We start from the raw sequence: 17,813 nt of genomic DNA on the forward strand, positions 1-17,813 counted from the left end.
CGGCGCTGAAGGGTCCCCTGCCGTGGCATTCTCGAAACGTGACGAACCGAACGAGCACGACCCGACTCCTGCGTGTGTCCGCTGCGACTGTGGCGATCGCCGCCGCCTTCGCGCTCACCGCGTGCAGCTCCGACGACACTCCCAGCGGCGAGGACGTGCGCTCCTCGGCGGATGTCGCGGTCACGAGCGTTCAGGAGCAGGCAGAGGGCGCCATCTCGTCGGTGCAGAGCGTCGCGTCCAGCGCGGCCGAGCGGGCCGGCGACATCTTCGACAAGGCGAAGCTCGATGTCTTCGTCGCGGCCTTCCGCACCGGTTACCCGCAGCTGTCGGCCGACCGGGAGACGCAGGACATCGAGTCCATCGTCACCGAGACCTGCCCTCTCATCGACGATGGTGCATCCGACCAGGAAGTGAACGCGAAGGTTCAGGAAGTCGCGGCCAACGGATCGACCGTGCCCGACGAGGACCAGGCAGCGCGCATCGCGCAACTGGTGCGGGTGGCGTGCGGGTGAAATGAGCGGCGGACGGCCGCGTAGAATACCGATTCCGTGAGCCTTACCCTCGGAATCGTCGGTCTTCCCAACGTCGGCAAGTCGACGCTGTTCAATGCGCTGACCAAGAACGATGTGCTGGCAGCGAACTATCCGTTCGCCACCATCGAGCCCAATGTCGGCGTCGTCGAACTGCCCGATCCGCGACTGAACCGGCTCGCCGAGATCTTCGGTTCCGAGCGCATCCTCCCGGCCACGGTGTCGTTCGTCGACATCGCCGGCATCGTCAAGGGGGCCTCCGCCGGTGAGGGCATGGGCAACAAGTTCCTCGCCAACATCCGCGAGGCCGACGCCATCTGTCAGGTCGTGCGCGTGTTCGACGATCCCGACGTGGTCCACGTCGAGGGCAAGGTCGACCCGATGGCCGACATCGAGGTCATCGCGACCGAGCTGATCCTCGCCGACCTGGAGACGATCGAGCGGGCACTGCCGCGGCTCGAGAAGGAGTCCCGGAAGAACAAGGAACTCGTCGCCCAGCTGGAGGAGACGAAGAAGGCGCAGGCGATCCTCGAGGACGGCCGCACCATCTTCTCCGCCCAAGCCGAGGTGAAGGGCGAGCTGCTGCGCGACCTGCACCTGCTCACCGCCAAGCCGTTCCTGTACGTCTTCAACGCCGACGAAGCCGTCCTCACCAACGAGGAGCGCAAGGAAGAGTTGCGTCAGGCGGTCGCCCCAGCCGACGCGGTCTTCCTCGACGCCAAGGTCGAGTCCGAGCTCCTCGAGCTCGACGAGGACGAGGCGATGGAGCTGCTCGAATCCATCGGCCAGACCGAGGCCGGTCTGAAGCAGCTCGCGCGCGCCGGTTTCCACACACTCGGTCTGCAGACCTACCTGACGGCGGGTCCGAAGGAATCGCGAGCCTGGACCATCCGAAAGGGCGACACCGCCCCCAAGGCGGCCGGCGTGATCCACACCGACTTCGAGCGCGGCTTCATCAAGGCCGAGATCGTCTCGTTCGCCGACCTCGACGCGGCCGGTTCGATGGCCGAGGCGAAGGCCAAGGGCAAGGTCCGCATGGAGGGCAAGGACTATGTCATGGCCGACGGCGACGTGGTGGAGTTCCGCTTCAACGTCTGAAGCCCGGCCGGACGCGCAAGCGCATGCCGGTAAGACAGCCGCGCGGTGCACGCACCGCGCGGCTGTCATTCATATCTGCGGCTGCCGCAGGGGACGGCCAGGCCAGACCCCGATGGGTGTCAGAATGCCGCTTCGTCGATCCGCATGACGGAAGGCTCGAGTCGGTTGACCACGTCCCGGACACCGCTGAGCAGGGGCAGGGCGTTCGCTGTGAAGAAGCGGGCCACGGCGACCTTTCCGTCGAGGAAGGCGCGGCCGGCCGGATCGGCTCGGTCTGCCGGCTTGGTGAGTGCGATCTCCGCCTGCCGCAACAGGAGCCACGCGATGAGGACGTCGCCGACCGCCATCAGATAACGCACGGACGCCAGACCCACGGTGTAGATCGCGTCGGGGTCCTCGCCGGCGCGGGTGAGGTTGGCTCCCATGGAGGCTGTCATCGATGCGACGTCGGCCAAGGCTTGGGCGAGGACCTTGCGTTCCTCGGCCAGTGCGCCTGCCGAGGCGTCCGTCTCGATGAAGCGCTGGATCTCGTCGCTGATGTAATTGAGTGCAAATTCATTGTCCCGCAGAATCTTACGGAAGTAGAAGTCCTGCGCCTGGATGGCTGTGGTGCCCTCGTAGAGCGAGTCGATCTTGACGTCGCGGATATATTGCTCGATGGGGTAGTCCTGCAGGTACCCGGAACCGCCGAGGGTCTGCAGTGCTTCGGTGAGCATCTCGTACGCCCGTTCGGAACCCACGCCCTTGACGACGGGGAGCAGGAAGTCGTTGACGCGGGCGGCGGCGTCCTCGTCGAGTCCGAAGGCGTGGGATGCGTGCCTGGCGTCCCGGAAAGCAGCGGTGAAGAGGTAGAGGGCGCGCAGGCCCTCGGTGTACGCCTTCTGGAACATCAGGCTGCGCCGGACGTCGGGGTGACGGATGATCGTCACCCGCGGGGAGTCCTTCTCCGCCATCTTCGCGAGGTCCGCACCCTGAATGCGTTGCTTCGCATAGTCGAGTGCCGTCAGGTATCCGGCCGACAGGGTGCCCGCGGACTTCGTCCCGACCATCATGCGCGCGTTCTCGATCACCTTGAACATCTGCGCGATCCCGTTGTGAACGTCCCCGACAAGATACCCGACCGCAGGCCGGTCGCCCAGGCCGAACGACAGCTCGCACGTCGGGGAGGATTTGAGTCCCATCTTGTGCTCGACACCCGTCAGATACACGCCGTTGCGCTCGCCGAGTTCGAAGGTCTCGGAGTCGAACTGCACCTTGGGCACCACGAACAGGGACAGTCCCTTCGTGCCCGGGCCCGCGCCTTCGGGACGGGCGAGAACGAGGTGCAGGATGTTCTCGGCGGTATCCCCGACGTCTCCTCCCGAGATGAACCGCTTCACGCCCTCAATGTGCCAGGTGCCGTCGGGCTGGGCGATTGCCTTGGTGCGGGCCGCACCGACATCGGACCCGGCATCGGGCTCGGTCAGCACCATTGTTCCGCCCCAGTGTTCGGCGAAAGCATGAGCAGCCCAGCGCTTCTGCTCTTCGGTGCCTTCGTTGAAGAGCACGAAGTGCATGGGCGGTCCCATGTGGAAGAAGAGCGCCGCGGGGTTCGCGGCCGCGAACATCTCCTGCGTCGCCCACATCAGTGTCGCGGGGGCGTCGACGCCACCCATTTCCTCGGGTAGTCCCAGTGCGGCCCAGCCCGCCGCATGTGTGGCCTCGACGGTTCTGCGAAGCGAATCGGGGACGGTGATCGTGTGTTCCTCCGGTACGAACTGCACCGGGTTGCGGTCCGCGTCGACGAAGGACTCGGCCACGGGGCCCTCCGCGAGACGGGCGACCTCGACAAGGATTCCGCGGACGCTCTCGCTGTCGAGGTCGCCGTAGGCACCGCTGTCGAGCAGAGGTCCGAGCTGAAGAATGTCGAACAGGTTGAACTCGATGTCGCGCGTGTTGGCGGTGTAGTGGGACACGCGGGTCTCCTTGCTGGCGATGTCGATTCTGTGTCTGCCGTCGGCGACCTCGAGTAAGCCGTGTGGTCGCAGTCGCGGGGCGCTGTAACTACTATAAACAGAGTCAGTGGGGGTGCGCTGTCGATGGCCGATGAGATCGTGACCGTCACGATGGTGTGGCCGTTCTGAACTGCCATGACACTACGGCTGAACTGGTTGCGTCCGTCCCGCAGGCGCGACACCACGAACTCGACCGAGTGGCGCAAATCCCCACGGCGGAGGATGCGCTGCTACGCGGTGACTTCAGAGCCGAGGGCTTCGCGACGAGAGCGCGCGAGTGCGGCTCGGTGCAAGGCGGTTTCGTACTCGCGTTCGATCTGATCGACGATGCTGCCGACGGACTCGACGGCGCGAATGGTCTGCAGACCCTGACCCGCGGCCCACACGTCCTTCCACCGCTTGATCGAACTGCTGCCCGCGGTGTAGATCTTCGACCCCGTCGGCGGCTCGAGGTTGTCGGGATCGAGCCCGCAGGCGACCAGGCTGGCCCGCAGCCACGACGCAGGGGTGCCGGTCACGGCGGAGCTGACGATGAGGTCGTCCGGGCCGTTGTCGACGATCATCTGCTTGTACTCGGGTTCGGCCATGCTCTCCTTCGCCGCGAGGAAGCGGGTGCCCATGTACACCAGGTCGGCACCTGCGGTCACCGCGCCGCCGACTCCGTAGCCGTCGCTGATCCCACCGCCGATGATGATCAGGCCGTCGAAGAACTCGCGGACGGCGGAGGTAAAGGCGAACGGGGAGAGATGACCCGTGTGCCCTCCCGCGCCGGCCGACACGCAGGCCATACCGTCGACCCCCGCGGCTGCGGCCTTGTGCGCGAGCTTCAGATTGACGACGTCCGCGATCACGACGCCGCCGTATCCCTTCACGACCTCCATCACGGGGCGGGGTGAGCCGAGCGCGGTGATCACAACCTGCGGTCGGTATTCGGCGATGAGCTTCAGGTCATCGCCTAGCCGTGCGTTGCTGCTGTGGGTGATGAGGTTCGCTGCCCACGGAGCGGTTCCCGCCCCCGGTTCGCCGCCGAGGCGATCCGTGATGGTTCCCATCCACGTGTCGAGGTCCTCGGCGGTTCGGCAGTTCTGCGTGGGAAACGATCCGATGATGCCCGACTCGCAGGCGGCGACGACGAGGTCGGGCCCCGAGACCAGAAACATGGGTGCGGCGACGACCGGAAGGCGGAGCGAGTCGACGAAATGGTGGTTCATGGCTGTCCTACTCTGGATGTGGTTGCTGAGTGGCGGCTGCGGGTTCATGCGTCCGAGGCGTGGGTGAGGCTCTCCAGAAGCCGGGTCGCGCTCGCCCGGTCCACCTTCCCCAGCGGTGTCAGCGGGAGCGCTTCGACGCGGTGTACGGACTTGGGGCGCTTGAAATCCGGCAGGCGGCGCCGGCTCTCGGCGAGGACCTCGGCCGCGTCGATTGCGGCGTCGGCGGCCCCGGTGAAGGCCGCGACGATGCGTTGACCCCACAGCTCGTCGGGAAGCCCGACGACGACGACATCGTTCACTCCCGCGATCGCGGAGATCTCTTCTTCGACCTCTCGTGGGTAGACGTTGTAGCCGCCGGTGATGATCATGTCCTTGCTTCGGCCGGTCAGGTGGATGTATCCGTCGGGTGCGCGGTAGCCGAGATCGCCGGAGTACAAGATGCCGTCCCTGTGGCTCTTCCCGAGATCCGTTCGGCTGGAGGCATTGTGGTAGCCGGGGCTGACTGCCGGGCCGCTGACGACGAGTTCGCCGATCTGTCCGTTCGGGAGCTCGCGGTTGTCGGCCCGGAACTCGATTTGGGCATGCGTGCAGGGGCGGCCGACGGACCCGAGCAGGTCCGGGTTCTCGGTCATCCCCATCTGGTGATCGTGTGGGCTGAGCACGGTGAGCGGGGGGATGGCCTCGACCATGCCGTAGTACTGGACGAGATTCGGCGTGATCCGCTGGTAGGCCTGTCGGAGGTGTTCGACGGGCATCGGCGCTCCGGCATAAGCGAGCATGCGCATCCGTCGCAGCGGCGCGAGTTCGGCATCGCTCAGGTCGAGCAGCCGGGTGATGACGGTGGGGACCAATGCGGTGTGGGTTCCGTTGTGCTGCCCGATCGCCCGGGCCACCTGGTCGGGACGGGCGTGGTCGAGCAGAACCTGGCGACCACCGGCCTCGAGGAACGGCAGAACGAACAGGCCGCTGGTGTGGATGACGGGGCCCGCGTGGACGAACACCGGCTGTTGTGGTCCGTCCAGGGTCCCGGCGAGCACGTGCTCGCGCATCGCGCGCATCGAGGCGAGCCGGTTGGAATGCGACCGCTGCGCACCCTTCGGGATCCCGGTGGTGCCGGAGGAGTAATGCAACGCGCACAGGGCATCCGCGGGGAGATCGGGCAGCGCGGGATGCTCCGGCGCACCCGAGATCAGGTCGCTCAGCAGGTGTGCGGCCTTGTCGGATGCGGTGGTAGCGATGATGATGCCTGCATTGCACCGAGCCGCGAATTCGGACGCGCCGTCGACACGGGGATCGAAGATCAGGGCTCGGGGAGTGCAGTCCGCCATGATCCGTTCCCAGTCCCGCTCGCCGACGCGCGGGTTGAGGGCGACCCGAATCTGCCCGCCGATCGCCAGCGCCAGGTCGACCTCCACCGACGCGACGCTGTTGGGAAGAAGTACGAGCACGGCGGCGCCCGGTGCCACTCCGATGGCGTCCAGGCCCGTGGCCAGTCGGTGAGCACGGGCGGACAGGTCGGTGAAGGTGACGGCACCGTCGGCGTCCTGCACGGCGACCCTGGAGCCGAACTTCTCGGCCGCGGTGCGGATCACGTTGGCGATTGACATCGAATTCGATTCCTCCCGATTCGCTACACTTATTGAAGTAAATAACGTTTTGTGCCGCTTTCGCAAGCCCCCAGCGGTCGGCGAGAACAGGAGAGCCTCTATGTCCCGTGTGGCTACGTCACCCGCGAACGCCCGCACGCCCTGGGTGATCGATGCAGCTCGAACACCGTTCGGCTCGGCCCGCGGCGCGTTGTCCCGCATCCGGGCGGACGACCTGGGAGCGCTGCCCATCGTCGACCTCATGGAGCGTCACCCCGCGTTGGACCCCGCTCGAATCGACGACGTGGTCTGGGGAAACGCGAACGGCGCCGGTGAGGACAATCGAAACATCGCTCGGATGGCCGCCCTGCTCGCCGGGCTGCCGCACACGGTGCCCGGGGTGTCGGTGAACCGCCTGTGTGGCTCCGGCGCCGAAGCGTTGCTGACCGGGATGCGCCTGGTTGCCGGTGGTGACGCCGACGTCGTGATCGCAGGCGGGTCGGAGAGCATGAGCCGTGCCCCGTATGTTCTTCCACCCGTGGACACCGCGTTCCCGCGGTTCCTCGACCTGGTGCCGACCACGGTCGGGTGGCGCATGGTCAATCCGAAGTTCCCGGCACCGTGGGTCGAGTCGCTGGGACGCTCCGCGGAGTTGGTCGCCGACGAGCGCGGCATCGGTCGCCGTGAACAGGACGAGTGGGCGCTGCGGTCGCACGAACTTGCGACCACGGCCTGGGCGGACGGTGTGCACGACGGGTTCGTGACGGCGCACGGCGGCCTGGAACGCGACGAACCGATCCGCGCGGCGGATCCGTCCGCGCTCGCGCGTCTGCGCCCCGCGTTCTCCCCGGGCGGCAGCGTCACCGCGGGCAACTCATCGCCCGTCAGCGACGGTGCGGTCGCCGCACTGATCGCGAGCGGTGCGGTCGCCGGCGACCTCGGCGTCGAACCACTCGGACGGGTGCTGGCCTCCGCGGTCGTCGGTGTTGCTCCGGATCAGTTCGCTGTCGCGCCCGTCGGTGCGATCGGCAAGGCTCTGGATCGGGCGGGCCGCACCCTGTCCGATGTCCGGGTCCTCGAGCTGAACGAGGCGTTCGCGGCGGTTGTCCTCTCGTGCCTGCGGGAGCTGCCTTCCATTTCCCTCGACAGGGTCAACCCCTTCGGCGGTTCGATCGCGATGGGACACCCGCTCGGTGCGTCGGCGGCGCGTGTGGTCGTCGACTGCATGCGGCACCTGCGCAGACTCGGCGGTGGCATCGGCGTGGCGGCAGCGTGCATCGGCGTCGGGCAGGGCATCGCTATCGTGGTGGAGGCCTGACCGACGGTCGGGATATGCGCACGAGTGGAGAGGATTGGTGGTCGTGTCACGTGGGTGATGACGTCGCGGCTCAGCCGAGCCCGGTTGCTCGGACCATCGATCTGCTCGGGGACCGATTGACCGTCGCCATTCTGCGCGACGCGTTCGTGGACCACATCCGGCGTTTCAGCCAGTGGATCGAACGGACCGGCGCGCCACCCGCCGTGCTGTCTTCCAGGCTGAACACTCTCGTCGATGCCGGACTGATGGAGCGACGGCCGCAGGAGGGCGCATACGATCGGCATGACTACCTGCTCACCGACCTGGGGCTCGCTACATGGGAGTTCCTGGTCAGTGTCTGGACCTGGCAGCGGGAATGGTCCGCGGACGGTCTGCTCCAGCCCGAGCTCGTGCACGCGGGCTGCGGCCACCGAGGTCCACCGGAGCTGGTATGCCGGGTCTGCGGCCGGCGTGTCGGCGCGCGTGACGTCAGCTTGGAGGTCAACGCCGACTCGCTGGTCGTCGCGGCGCGAGGCAGTCGGCGTCGGTCGACGCGCGGTGCGCCCGCACTGAGTCGCGCTGACCTGCAGTTTACTGTGGTCATGGAGGCGATCGGAGACCGCTGGAGCGCCCTCGTCACCGGTTTCGCGCTGTCCGGAGTGCGGCGGTTCAGCGAGTTCCAGTCGTTGCTGAAGGTCTCTCCCACGACGCTGACGGAGCGCCTGACCAGGCTCTGCGAGGTGCAAGTTCTCAGGCGCGAGGAAGGCGGACGAGAGTACGTCCTGACACCTCGTGGACGGGCATTGTTCCCCATCTTCGCCTGCCAGTTGGCGTGGACGAAGGTTGCGCATCCGGATGTTCCCGTCGAGCAGTTGGGCCCCAGGCTTCACCACACCGCATGTGGGAGCTCGCTCGAACCGGGGCTTTGCTGCCGCGGGTGCGGGGCGATCCTCGAGCGCACCACCGTGATCTTCGAACGCTGAGCCGACCCCGTTTCTCGCGACGGCGGTTCCTGAACCGTGTTTAGACGATCGTTGTCGGGTGCAGTCGGTGCCCCGCATTTCCATGCGTCGTCCGGCTTGTCGATCCAGTCTTCGCATCCCGATTGAGCATTGACAAGTTCTGCCGGGATTGATTCACTTCATTAATAGTAGTTGATCTGGGTCGCGCGGTCCGCGCCTACCCACCGGCGAAAATTCGCACTCGACTACTGAGTTGCACCGTTGCCCGACAGGAACGAGCGTTCATGTTTTTCGCAGCCCACCTTCCGCTTCTCCGAGCCGCCGCCGAAGCCAACCGGACGCGCTCGGCGTGGACCGGCTTCGCCCCCATCACACCCCCCGACACGACGCAGGCCGAGGCCTACGTCGGCGCGTACGACGCTGTGACGCTGAACCTCTCGACTCGGACCGAATCGACCATCGCAGCCGACGAGATCTCGCCCTACACCGGGAAGGCACTGAACGTCACCTACAGTGCGCCGACCGTTTCCGAAGCCCTCGCCGGCGCCGCCGGCGCCGCGACCGCACTCCGGGACGCCGGCGTCGAGGTCCGCGTGGGAGCGTGCCTCGAAGCGCTCCACCGAATCCACCAGCGCGGCACGGAGTTCGCGGCCCTTACCTCCCACACCACCGGGCAGAGCCTGGGTATGGCCTGCAGCGGCAGCGGAACCAACGCACTCGACCGCGGCCTGGAGGCGGTGGCCATGGCATGGGCCGCCATGGACCGTGTTCCCGCGACCGTCACCTGGCAGCAGACGTTCGGCAAGACACCCGTGACCCTTCACAAGCGCTTCCGCCCCCGCCCACTCGGCACAGCGCTCGTCATCGCCTGCGCCTCGTTCCCGGCGTGGAATGCCTACCCGGCGATTCTCGCGAACCTGGCCACCGGTAACCCCGTCCTGGTCAAACCGCACCCCCGCTCGGTGCTCGCGACGGCCGTCGCCGTGCAGGTCATCCGTGAGGTACTCACGGACGCAGGACTTCCGGTGGACGCGGTCCAGCTCGTCGTCGACACGGTCGACCAGCCGGTCGCCGGAGACCTCGCCGCCGATCCGGCGACGCGGATCGTCGACTTCACCGGAAGCCAGGGCTTCGGCACCTGGCTCGAACGGAACTCGGGCAATGCACTGGTGTTCACCGAGACCGCAGGCGTCAACACCGTGATCCTCGACTCCGTGACCGACCTGGGCGCCGTCCTGCGGACTCTGGCCGGCGGACTGTCCCTGTTCAGCGGGCAGATGTGCACGACGCCCCAGAACATCTACATTCCCGACGCCGGCGTCCGGACTCCGGACGGCGTCGTCCCCCGCGACGAGGTGGTCGCGTCGCTGAGCTCGGCGATCGACGAGCTGGCAGGTGCGCCGCGCCGCGCCGCCGCAGTGTGCGGCGCGCTGCAGGCGGACGCCACGCTGCAGTCGCTGAACGCGATGGCCGACAAGGCGGAATCGGACGGCACCCTGGTGCGGCGCCCGACACCGTACGCGCACCCTGACTACCCGCAGGCCCGCGCCGCTACCCCGCTGCTGATCCGGGTCGACCCGCGCCGCGGCGAGCAACTGCCCGATGGCGAGCAGTTCGGCGCCGTCGCGTACCTCATCGATTGCGCCGACAGGGACGCCGCGGTGGAACAGGCGACCGCGAGCGTCCGGGCGCACGGTGCGATCAGCTCGTATCTCTACTGCACCGATGACGAGGCGATCGACACGATCGCCGATGCCTACGCCGATGCCGGAGCGTCGCTGTCGGCCAACCTGGTGTCGTCGATGCCCATGCAGTATGCGGCCGCATACAGCGACTACCACGTGACCGGACTCAATCCGGCGGGCAACGCCACCCTCACCGACGAGTCCTTCGTGGCCGGACGATTCCGCATCGTCCAGGACCGCCGGCAGGTCGAGGGATGACCGGCATCTCTCAGTTCGCATCCGGGGTCTTCCTCTACGACGCGGTCCGGTCGCCGAAGGCCCGAGTTCGCAAGCAGGGTAGTTCGCTCGCGGACGTTCCGGCACACGATCTGCTCGGCCAGTTGTTCACGGCGGTGCAGGCGCGAGGCCTCGATCCCGACTCCGTCGGTGACATCCTGATCGGAACCAGCACGGCTGTCGGGGACCAGGGCGGCAATATCGCTCGGGCAGCAGCCCTCTGGGCGGGATGGTCCGACGACGTCAGCGCCGGTGTCGTGTCCAGGCTGTGTTGCTCAGGCCTCGACGCCGTCGAGACCGGCGCCGCCAAGGTTGCGTCGGGTATCGCGGATATCGTCGTGACCGGCGGCGTCGAGTCGATGTCGCGGGTTCCGATGATGGCCGATCGGCCCTCGTTCGCGCTCGACGACACTCTCGGCGGGCGCACTGGCTACGTCGCGATCGGCGTCTCGGCAGACCTTACCGCGGCCCAGTACGGCTTCACCAGAACCGATCTCGACACTGCCGCGGTCACCTCGCATCAGCGCGCGCTGGCGGCCCCGGCGTCCGACTCCATCGTGCCGATTCGTGTCGGCGACGAGTCCGTCTTCGCGGTCGACGAAGGACCCAGGCAGGGCATTGATCTCGCCGGTCTCGCGGAACTGAAGCCGCTGTTCGGCGAGGACCCCTCCTGGGAACGCGTCGCACACCGACTGCCCGACGCTGTGCGGCCCGACTCCGGGTTGCACACTGCCGCAACCGCACCCGCTCCCGCCGACGGCGCAGCAGTCGCCGTCCTCGGCACGAAGTCCGCCGCTCAGCGTATCGGCCGGGAGCCGATCGCCGAGGTGATCGGCGTCGCGCAGGCTGCGGTGCGTTCGCCGCTGCTGACCGCACCGGTGGTGGCCGCCCGCTGTGCGCTCGCCAATGCGGGAATCACCGCGGCGCAGCTCGATGTGGTGGAGGCCAACGAGTCCTTCGCGGCCTCCGTTCTCCTGGTCACGCGCGAGCTCGGTCTGGATCCGGCCAAGGTCAATCCGCTGGGCGGGTCCATGGCCACCGGGCATCCGCTCGGCGCCGGGGGCGGTGTTCTGCTGGTCAACGCGCTCGATCAGCTGCGCCGCATCGACGGCGAACACGCGCTCATCACCATTCCGGCAGCACTGGGACTCGGTGCCGCCGTCGTCGTCAGGCGCCTGCGATGAGTGCCTCCACCTCCCACACGGAAATGAAAGCCGACACCATGGATCAGTGCACTTCTATCACCCTGCGTGGCTGCCATCCGGCGGATCGTGTCAGGGACAACGTGGAGCACGGTTGGTGGCGTGCCGAGACGCTCCTCGATCTCTTCGCCGGTCACGTCCGCTCCCGTGGAGACGACGTTGCGATCACCGATCCGGGAAACCTGCCGGACGTCGCCGGGATGACACCGCTGTCGCTGTCCTGGCGCGAGCTCGACGCGACCGTCGACCGGATTGCAGCAACACTGCACGCCAACGGGATTCGCGCAGGAGACGTCGTCGCGATCCTGATGCCGAACTCGGCGGCCCTCACCGCCACCTACTTCGCGCTGTGGCGGCTCGGTGCGATCGCCTCACCGATGCCCGCCTCGTACCGCCGCCACGAGCTCAGCCGGATCGTCGAGTCCTCCGGCGCGGTGGCGGTGGTCACCACGACGCGTCAGCACGACCGAACTCCGCACGAGGAGGTCCTCGGACTCATCGGTCAATCGCCGTCGCTACGCCAGGTCTTCACCTTCGGGCCGTCCGACGGCGACGCCGGCGTTGCCCTGGACCGGGGGGCTCCGGCGGCGAGCGAGTCCGATGCCGCCCGCACCGCGTCCACACGGATCGAGCGAACCGTCAACGACTGCATCACGATCTGCTGGACCAGCGGTACCGAGGCCGCACCGAAGGGTGTACCCCGTTGTCACGGCGACTGGTTGGCGATCGGGCAGGCGGTGCAGGACGGTCTCCGGGTAGAACCGGATTCCGTGATCCTGGGCCCGTTCCCAATGGTGAACATGGCCGGCTTCGCGACATCGCTGCTGCCGTGGTTGCTGAGCGGTGCCCACCTCGTCCAGCATCACCCGCTCGATTTGCCGGTGTACCTCGACCAGATCCAGCGCCACCGCGTCACGCACACCAGCATGCCCCCCGCGATCCTGAGCATGCTTCTGCAGAACCCGAACCTGCGGTCCGCGTTCGACCTGTCATCGCTGCGCACGGTCGGCTCCGGAGGCGCGCCCCTTCCCCCAGGAGTGGTTCGGGACTGGCAGAACGATCTCGGGATCGAGGTGCTCAACTTCTTCGGGTCGAACGAGGGCGTGTGCCTGCTCGGTGCACCTTCGGACACGCCGGATCCCATGATCCGCGCGGAGTACCTTCCGAACTACGGAGCCGCCGGTAGGGCCTGGGCGACCCAGGTCGCGCAACGCACCGACGTGCGGCTCGTCGACGTCAACACTGGCGAGGTGGTCACCCGGATCGGCGACCGCGGCGAGCTCCGGCTCAAGGGGCCGACGGTCTTCGCCGGCTACCTCGAGGGTACCGCCCAGGAGAGCCCCTTCGACGACGACGGGTATCTCTGCAGCGGCGACGTGTTCGAACTGTGCGGCGAATCGGCGGAGTATCTGAAGTTCGTCGACCGCAGCAAGGAGATCATCATCCGCGGCGGAATGAACATTGCTCCTGCGGAGATCGAGGGTCTGCTGATCGAACATCCCAGTGTCTCCGACGTGGCCGTCGTCGGGTACGACGATGCCGTTCTCGGGGAGAAGTGCTGTGCCGTAGTCGTCCCTGCCCCCGATGCGACCGTCTCGTTGGATGAACTGGTCGGATTCCTGCGGGAGAAGGACGTCGCATCATTCAAGTTGCCGGAGCGGCTCGAGACCCGGACTCAGCTACCTCGCAATCCTGTCGGGAAGCTCCAACGTCGCGAGCTTCGTATCGAGATCACACAGAACGGCTGAAACCATGAACCGGAACACATCTGCGGTCGCTGCGCCGCGCGCGACGCCGACCGGCACGGATCGGCCACTCGTCGAAGAACTGAACTCGATGCTCGAAGGCCGCCTCCCCGGGTTGATCGGAATGCGGGTCACCGAGGCCTCCGCCGAGGCGGTCGCAGCCGAGCTGACCGTTCGTGAAGAGGTCCTGGCACCCAACGGATACCTCCACGCTGCGACCGTTGTCGCGCTGGCCGATACGGCCTGCGGTATCGGTACGCGATTGGCGCTACCCGACGGCGCGTCTTTCACCACCCTCGAGATCAAAACCAACTACCTCGGTACCGCGCGGGCGGGTCTCGTGACCGTCACGGCCCGCTGCGGGCACCGCGGACGCCGCACCCAGCTCTGGGACGCAACCGCCTACGACGAAAGCGGACGCGCCATCGCACTGTTCAGGTGCACTCAACTCGTGATTCAACCGTGAACATCGCCGTAAAGGAATGATTCTCAAATATTCGAAAGGAATCTCGATGACGAATACACAGTCGACCGGTATGAAGCCGGTCGCCGTCGCTGCGCCCGTCGACAACAGTGCGGAGAACCCGTACCTGCTTGGCGTATTCGCGCCGGTGCGGGACGAGTTGACGCTCGACGATCTCACCGTGATCGGCGAGATCCCGAAGGACCTCAACGGCGTCTATCTTCGCAACGGTCCGAACCGGCAGTTCGACGCTTCCGGCCGGTACCACATGTTCGACGGCGACGGCATGATCCATGCCGCTCACTTCGAGAACGGCAAGGTCCGCTATCGCAACCGCTATGTGCGCACCAAGGCGTTCGAGCGGGAGTCCGCGGAGGGCCGGGCCCTCTGGACCGGACTGATGGAGAACCCGAAGGACAACCCGTTCGGTAACGGCCACGGGTTGGGGATCAAGGACGCCGCCAACACCGACGTCATTTACCACCGGGGTCAGGTGCTCGCCACCTGGTACCTGTGCGGCACGCCGTACGGTGTCGATCCGCTCTCCCTGGAAACGCTCGGTGCGCAGGACTTCCTGGGGACGTTCGCCGGCGACATGATGGCACACCCGAAGGTGGACGAGGCGACGAACGAACTGTTCTGGTTCGACTACGGCCCGGACGTCGACTACCTCCGATACGGCATCATCGGTGCGGACGGAACCCAGACGCACCTGACGCACATCGATCTCCCGGCACCTCGCCTGCCGCACGACATGGCCATCACCGAGAACTACTCCATCCTGATGGACCTGCCGCTCGTGCAGGACCAGGAGGCCAGGAAGGCCGGCAAGTACCGGATCTTCTACGACCGCGAGCTGGTGTCGCGCTTCGCAGTCATCCCTCGGCACGGCACCGGCGCGGAGGTGCGCTGGTTCGAGGCGAAGCCGTGCTACATCTACCACGTGGTCAACTCGTGGGAAGAGGGCGACGAGATCGTCATGGATGTCTGCCGGGTCAAGAACCCCCAGCACCAGAGCACGTTCGATCATCCACTCGCGAGCATGCTCGCGTATATGCGACTCGACGCGCAGTTGTACCGGTACCGGTTCAACCTCCGGACCGGACAGACCACCGAGATGGCGTTGGATGACGCGAACATCGAGTTCCCCAGTGTCGACTCCCGGATCATGGGCCGCTCGCACCGATACTCGTACAACATGAGCCTCGGCAACGAGCCGACGCTGCTTTTCGACGGAATCGTGCGGTTCGACTCACAATCGGGAACGAAGGTCGAGCACAAGTTCGGGCCGGGACGGTGGGGAGCCGAAGGCCCGTTCGCGCCGCGGGACAACTCAACCGGTGAAACTGATGGCTATCTGGTCTGTTTCGTCAACGACGAGGTGGAGGACCGGGGCGAGATCAACATCTTCGACGCCGAGGATCTCGAGGCCGGGCCGGTGGCCCGGGTGCTCCTGCCGCGGCGAGTGCCGTCCGGGTTCCACGCCTGCTGGGTCAGGGCCGACCAGCTCCCACAGGCCGACGGTCCGGCCTGACGTCGGGTGAGCGGAAGCCGCGGGTGCTGTTGAGATCCTCCGCCGAGGGGAGTCTCGACGGCACCCGTCGGGTATCGGTGTACGCCTGGGATGCAGCCAAGACGATGGATGGCGTTGCCTCGAGTGGTACCGAGGTAAGCCGGGGTGATTCGCCGACCGGCGATCCAGATGGCGTGAGTTGAGTTGTTCATCACCGACTGTCGGGGGAGCCGCCGATGCCGATTTCGACCCCCTTGTCCTTCGCACCGGTGGCTGGGACTTGCACCCGAACCTCCGACGAGATCGTCGAGCGCTTCGCGCGGGAGGTGATGCCGAGGGGTGCGCTGTGGGGCCGGGGTGCCCTGCCGGTCACACCGGCGGACGGTGGTTGACGTGCTCCCCGGGTTGTGAGCTATATTACTTCAACTGTACAAGTGACCAGGTCAATGACTGTAGGTAGGAAGCGATGAACACAGCCACAGCGCGTGCGGCCATGCATGCGGATGGAACGCCGGTCGAAGTCCTCGCCGATATTCTGCGCAAGCAGGCAGCCGCGACACCGGATGGTGTCGCCGTCGTGCAGGACGGCACGCCCGTGACCTACCGGGAGTTGAACGAGGCCTCGACCCGGGTTGCCCGGGCGCTCCTCGCGGACGGGGTGGCGGCAGGCGACCGCGTCGCGGTGATCGTTCCCAACTCGGCGCAGTTCCTGGAGCTGCTGTTCGGTGTGGCCAAGATCGGCGCCATCGCCAGCATCGTCGGCGACCGGCTTTCGCGAGCCGAGGTCCTCTCGATCCTGGAGAGAGTCGAGCCGACCGTCGTGGTGGGTCTGCATGAGGCACTGGTGGAGACGGTGCGTGGTGCCCGCCGAACCGTGGCCTCCGCCGCGGACTACGAGGCGTGGATCGGGGCGTTCGACGCCGTCGACCCGGAGATCCAGGTCGACTCGGCAGCGCCGGTGGTGATGCAGTTCTCCTCAGGTACCACCGGGCAGCCCAAGGGAATCCTGCTGACCGCTCGCGGCATCGGCTTCGCGCTCGCCGGATTGCAGGGGCAACTCGAACTCGGGCCGACGTCCGTCGCGCTGGCACCGGTTCCGTTCTCGCATATAACCGGCATGGGGCTTGCCCTCGTGTCGCTGCTCGGGGGATCGACGCTGGTGCTCGACGTGTCGACGGACCCGGTGGAATTCGTGCAGCAGTTGGTGGGACGGCGGGTCTCGCACGCGGTCATGGTTCCGACCCTGGTGCAGCGGCTCGTCCAGTCCCCGGTGGTGCGATCACTCGACTGGTCCGCGCTGAAGTACATCGTCTACGGCGGGGCACCCATGCCGCTGTCCACCATCCAGGACGCCACGGAGATCCTCGGGTGCCGGTTCGTCCAGAGCTACGGGCTCACGGAATCGACCGGGGCGGTGACCGTCCTGAGTCCGGAAGATCATCTGGCCGCCGGGGCGGCGGAGCATCGCCTGCGGTCGGTCGGCCGGCCCACGCCGGGATGCCCGATTCGTATCGTCGATCCGGCCACTCTCGAGGACATGCCCCCGGGCGCGGTTGGCGAGGTGCTCATCGGCGGTCCGCAGCTCATGGCTGGCTACTACGGAAATGCTTCGGCGACCGACGAAGTCATCGTCGACGGCTGGTTGCGGACCGGCGACGGGGGAAGCTTCGACAGCGACGGCTACCTCTACCTGCACGACCGCCTCAAGGACATGATCATCAGTGGCGGTGAGAACGTCTATCCTGCCGAGGTCGAGAGCGTCATCAGCGGAATGGACGGAGTCGCCGAGGTCGCGGTTGTCGGTGTCGCATCGGAGAAATGGGGCGAATCACCGTACGCGGTCATCGTCAGGATGCCCGATTCCGACATCGACGAGGACGCCGTGATTCGCCACGTGCGGTCGGAGCTGGCGCGCTACAAGTGTCCCGTGGGTGTGTCGTTCGTCGACGTGTTGCCTCGGAACGCATCGGGAAAGCTGCTCAAGCGCACGATCAGGAAGAACCTGGCGTCCTAGAATCACCCATACGGGAGCGAGGTGCCGCCGGGAGACCGGTGGTGCCTCGCTCTGTCCGTCATGAGGAGTCTCTGAAATGCTGGGAAACAAGAGCTTTCGTGCATCCGCGTGGTGGCGTGAGGCGTCTTCTGATGAGACAACTGAAGAAGTAACTCATCCTCCGGAAGGCGCGTCATGTCTGCCCGGTCCACCGAACGCCACGCCCACGTCGTCCTGCGCGACCGCATCATCGCCGCA

The 17,813-nt window shown here is 66.7% G+C and carries 13 protein-coding genes; 10 read left to right on the top strand and 3 right to left on the bottom strand.

The window, feature by feature from the left end:
• Positions 1 to 74 precede the first annotated feature (74 nt).
• Complete coding sequence (locus tag LPH33_RS06160; RefSeq protein WP_229568268.1) at positions 75 to 512, top strand: hypothetical protein; 438 nt, start codon at positions 75 to 77, stop codon at positions 510 to 512.
• A 36-nt stretch (positions 513 to 548) separates the two neighbouring features.
• Positions 549 to 1,628 carry a redox-regulated ATPase YchF gene (ychF, locus tag LPH33_RS06165; protein ID WP_019288713.1) on the top strand — a complete coding sequence of 360 codons (1,080 nt, stop codon included), beginning with the start codon at positions 549 to 551 and terminating at the stop codon, positions 1,626 to 1,628.
• 119 nt (positions 1,629 to 1,747) lie between these two features.
• Here the strand turns inward: ychF and LPH33_RS06170 are convergent, their stop codons facing one another.
• From LPH33_RS06170 to LPH33_RS06180, 3 genes are all read right to left on the bottom strand, one after another.
• Complete coding sequence (locus tag LPH33_RS06170) at positions 1,748 to 3,583, bottom strand: acyl-CoA dehydrogenase (RefSeq protein WP_229567440.1); 1,836 nt, start codon at positions 3,581 to 3,583, stop codon at positions 1,748 to 1,750.
• A 269-nt stretch (positions 3,584 to 3,852) separates the two neighbouring features.
• Entirely contained in the window at positions 3,853 to 4,833 is a 981-nt protein-coding gene (locus LPH33_RS06175) for an NAD(P)H-dependent flavin oxidoreductase (protein WP_229567441.1), read from the bottom strand.
• A gap of 44 nt (positions 4,834 to 4,877) precedes the next feature.
• Entirely contained in the window at positions 4,878 to 6,440 is a 1,563-nt protein-coding gene (locus LPH33_RS06180) for a class I adenylate-forming enzyme family protein (RefSeq protein ID WP_229567442.1), read from the bottom strand.
• A 100-nt stretch (positions 6,441 to 6,540) separates the two neighbouring features.
• Between LPH33_RS06180 and LPH33_RS06185 the strand changes: the two genes are divergently transcribed.
• The 8 genes from LPH33_RS06185 to LPH33_RS06220 all read left to right on the top strand — a co-directional run bounded on the left by LPH33_RS06185 (position 6,541) and on the right by LPH33_RS06220 (position 17,576).
• Positions 6,541 to 7,737: a thiolase family protein gene (locus LPH33_RS06185; RefSeq protein ID WP_229567443.1), complete on the top strand. Its 1,197-nt coding sequence runs from the start codon at positions 6,541 to 6,543 to the stop codon at positions 7,735 to 7,737.
• A 50-nt stretch (positions 7,738 to 7,787) separates the two neighbouring features.
• On the top strand, positions 7,788 to 8,699 hold the full coding sequence (locus LPH33_RS06190) for a winged helix-turn-helix transcriptional regulator (protein ID WP_229567444.1): 912 nt from the start codon (positions 7,788 to 7,790) through the stop codon (positions 8,697 to 8,699).
• Between the two features lie 263 nt (positions 8,700 to 8,962).
• Positions 8,963 to 10,621: an aldehyde dehydrogenase family protein gene (locus tag LPH33_RS06195; RefSeq protein WP_229567446.1), complete on the top strand. Its 1,659-nt coding sequence runs from the start codon at positions 8,963 to 8,965 to the stop codon at positions 10,619 to 10,621.
• Entirely contained in the window at positions 10,618 to 11,823 is a 1,206-nt protein-coding gene (locus tag LPH33_RS06200; RefSeq protein ID WP_229567447.1) for a thiolase family protein, read from the top strand. The genes LPH33_RS06195 and LPH33_RS06200 overlap by 4 nt, the downstream gene beginning before the upstream one ends.
• 101 nt (positions 11,824 to 11,924) lie before the next feature.
• Entirely contained in the window at positions 11,925 to 13,589 is a 1,665-nt protein-coding gene (locus tag LPH33_RS06205) for a class I adenylate-forming enzyme family protein (RefSeq protein WP_229567448.1), read from the top strand.
• A gap of 4 nt (positions 13,590 to 13,593) precedes the next feature.
• Positions 13,594 to 14,052: a PaaI family thioesterase gene (locus LPH33_RS06210; RefSeq protein WP_229567449.1), complete on the top strand. Its 459-nt coding sequence runs from the start codon at positions 13,594 to 13,596 to the stop codon at positions 14,050 to 14,052.
• A 46-nt stretch (positions 14,053 to 14,098) separates the two neighbouring features.
• Entirely contained in the window at positions 14,099 to 15,583 is a 1,485-nt protein-coding gene (locus LPH33_RS06215) for a carotenoid oxygenase family protein (protein WP_229567450.1), read from the top strand.
• A 445-nt stretch (positions 15,584 to 16,028) separates the two neighbouring features.
• Positions 16,029 to 17,576, top strand: a complete 1,548-nt coding sequence (locus tag LPH33_RS06220; RefSeq protein ID WP_229567451.1) for a class I adenylate-forming enzyme family protein — start codon at positions 16,029 to 16,031, stop codon at positions 17,574 to 17,576.
• The last annotated feature ends 237 nt before the right edge of the window (positions 17,577 to 17,813 follow it).

The sequence above is a fragment of the Rhodococcus sp. RDE2 genome (genome assembly GCF_020885655.1).
Lineage (GTDB): Bacteria > Actinomycetota > Actinomycetes > Mycobacteriales > Mycobacteriaceae > Rhodococcus > Rhodococcus pyridinivorans.

Bases quoted from the DNA above. Each gene is read 5' to 3' on its own strand.
- LPH33_RS06175 (WP_229567441.1), bottom strand. From the start codon at position 4,833: ATGAACCACCATTTCGTCGACTCGCTCCGCCTTCCGGTCGTCGCCGCA.
- LPH33_RS06180 (WP_229567442.1), bottom strand. From the start codon at position 6,440: ATGTCAATCGCCAACGTGATCCGCACCGCGGCCGAGAAGTTCGGCTCC.
- LPH33_RS06185 (WP_229567443.1), top strand. From the start codon at position 6,541: ATGTCCCGTGTGGCTACGTCACCCGCGAACGCCCGCACGCCCTGGGTG.
- LPH33_RS06195 (WP_229567446.1), top strand. From the start codon at position 8,963: ATGTTTTTCGCAGCCCACCTTCCGCTTCTCCGAGCCGCCGCCGAAGCC.
- LPH33_RS06200 (WP_229567447.1), top strand. From the start codon at position 10,618: ATGACCGGCATCTCTCAGTTCGCATCCGGGGTCTTCCTCTACGACGCG.
- LPH33_RS06210 (WP_229567449.1), top strand. From the start codon at position 13,594: ATGAACCGGAACACATCTGCGGTCGCTGCGCCGCGCGCGACGCCGACC.
- LPH33_RS06215 (WP_229567450.1), top strand. From the start codon at position 14,099: ATGACGAATACACAGTCGACCGGTATGAAGCCGGTCGCCGTCGCTGCG.
- LPH33_RS06220 (WP_229567451.1), top strand. From the start codon at position 16,029: ATGAACACAGCCACAGCGCGTGCGGCCATGCATGCGGATGGAACGCCG.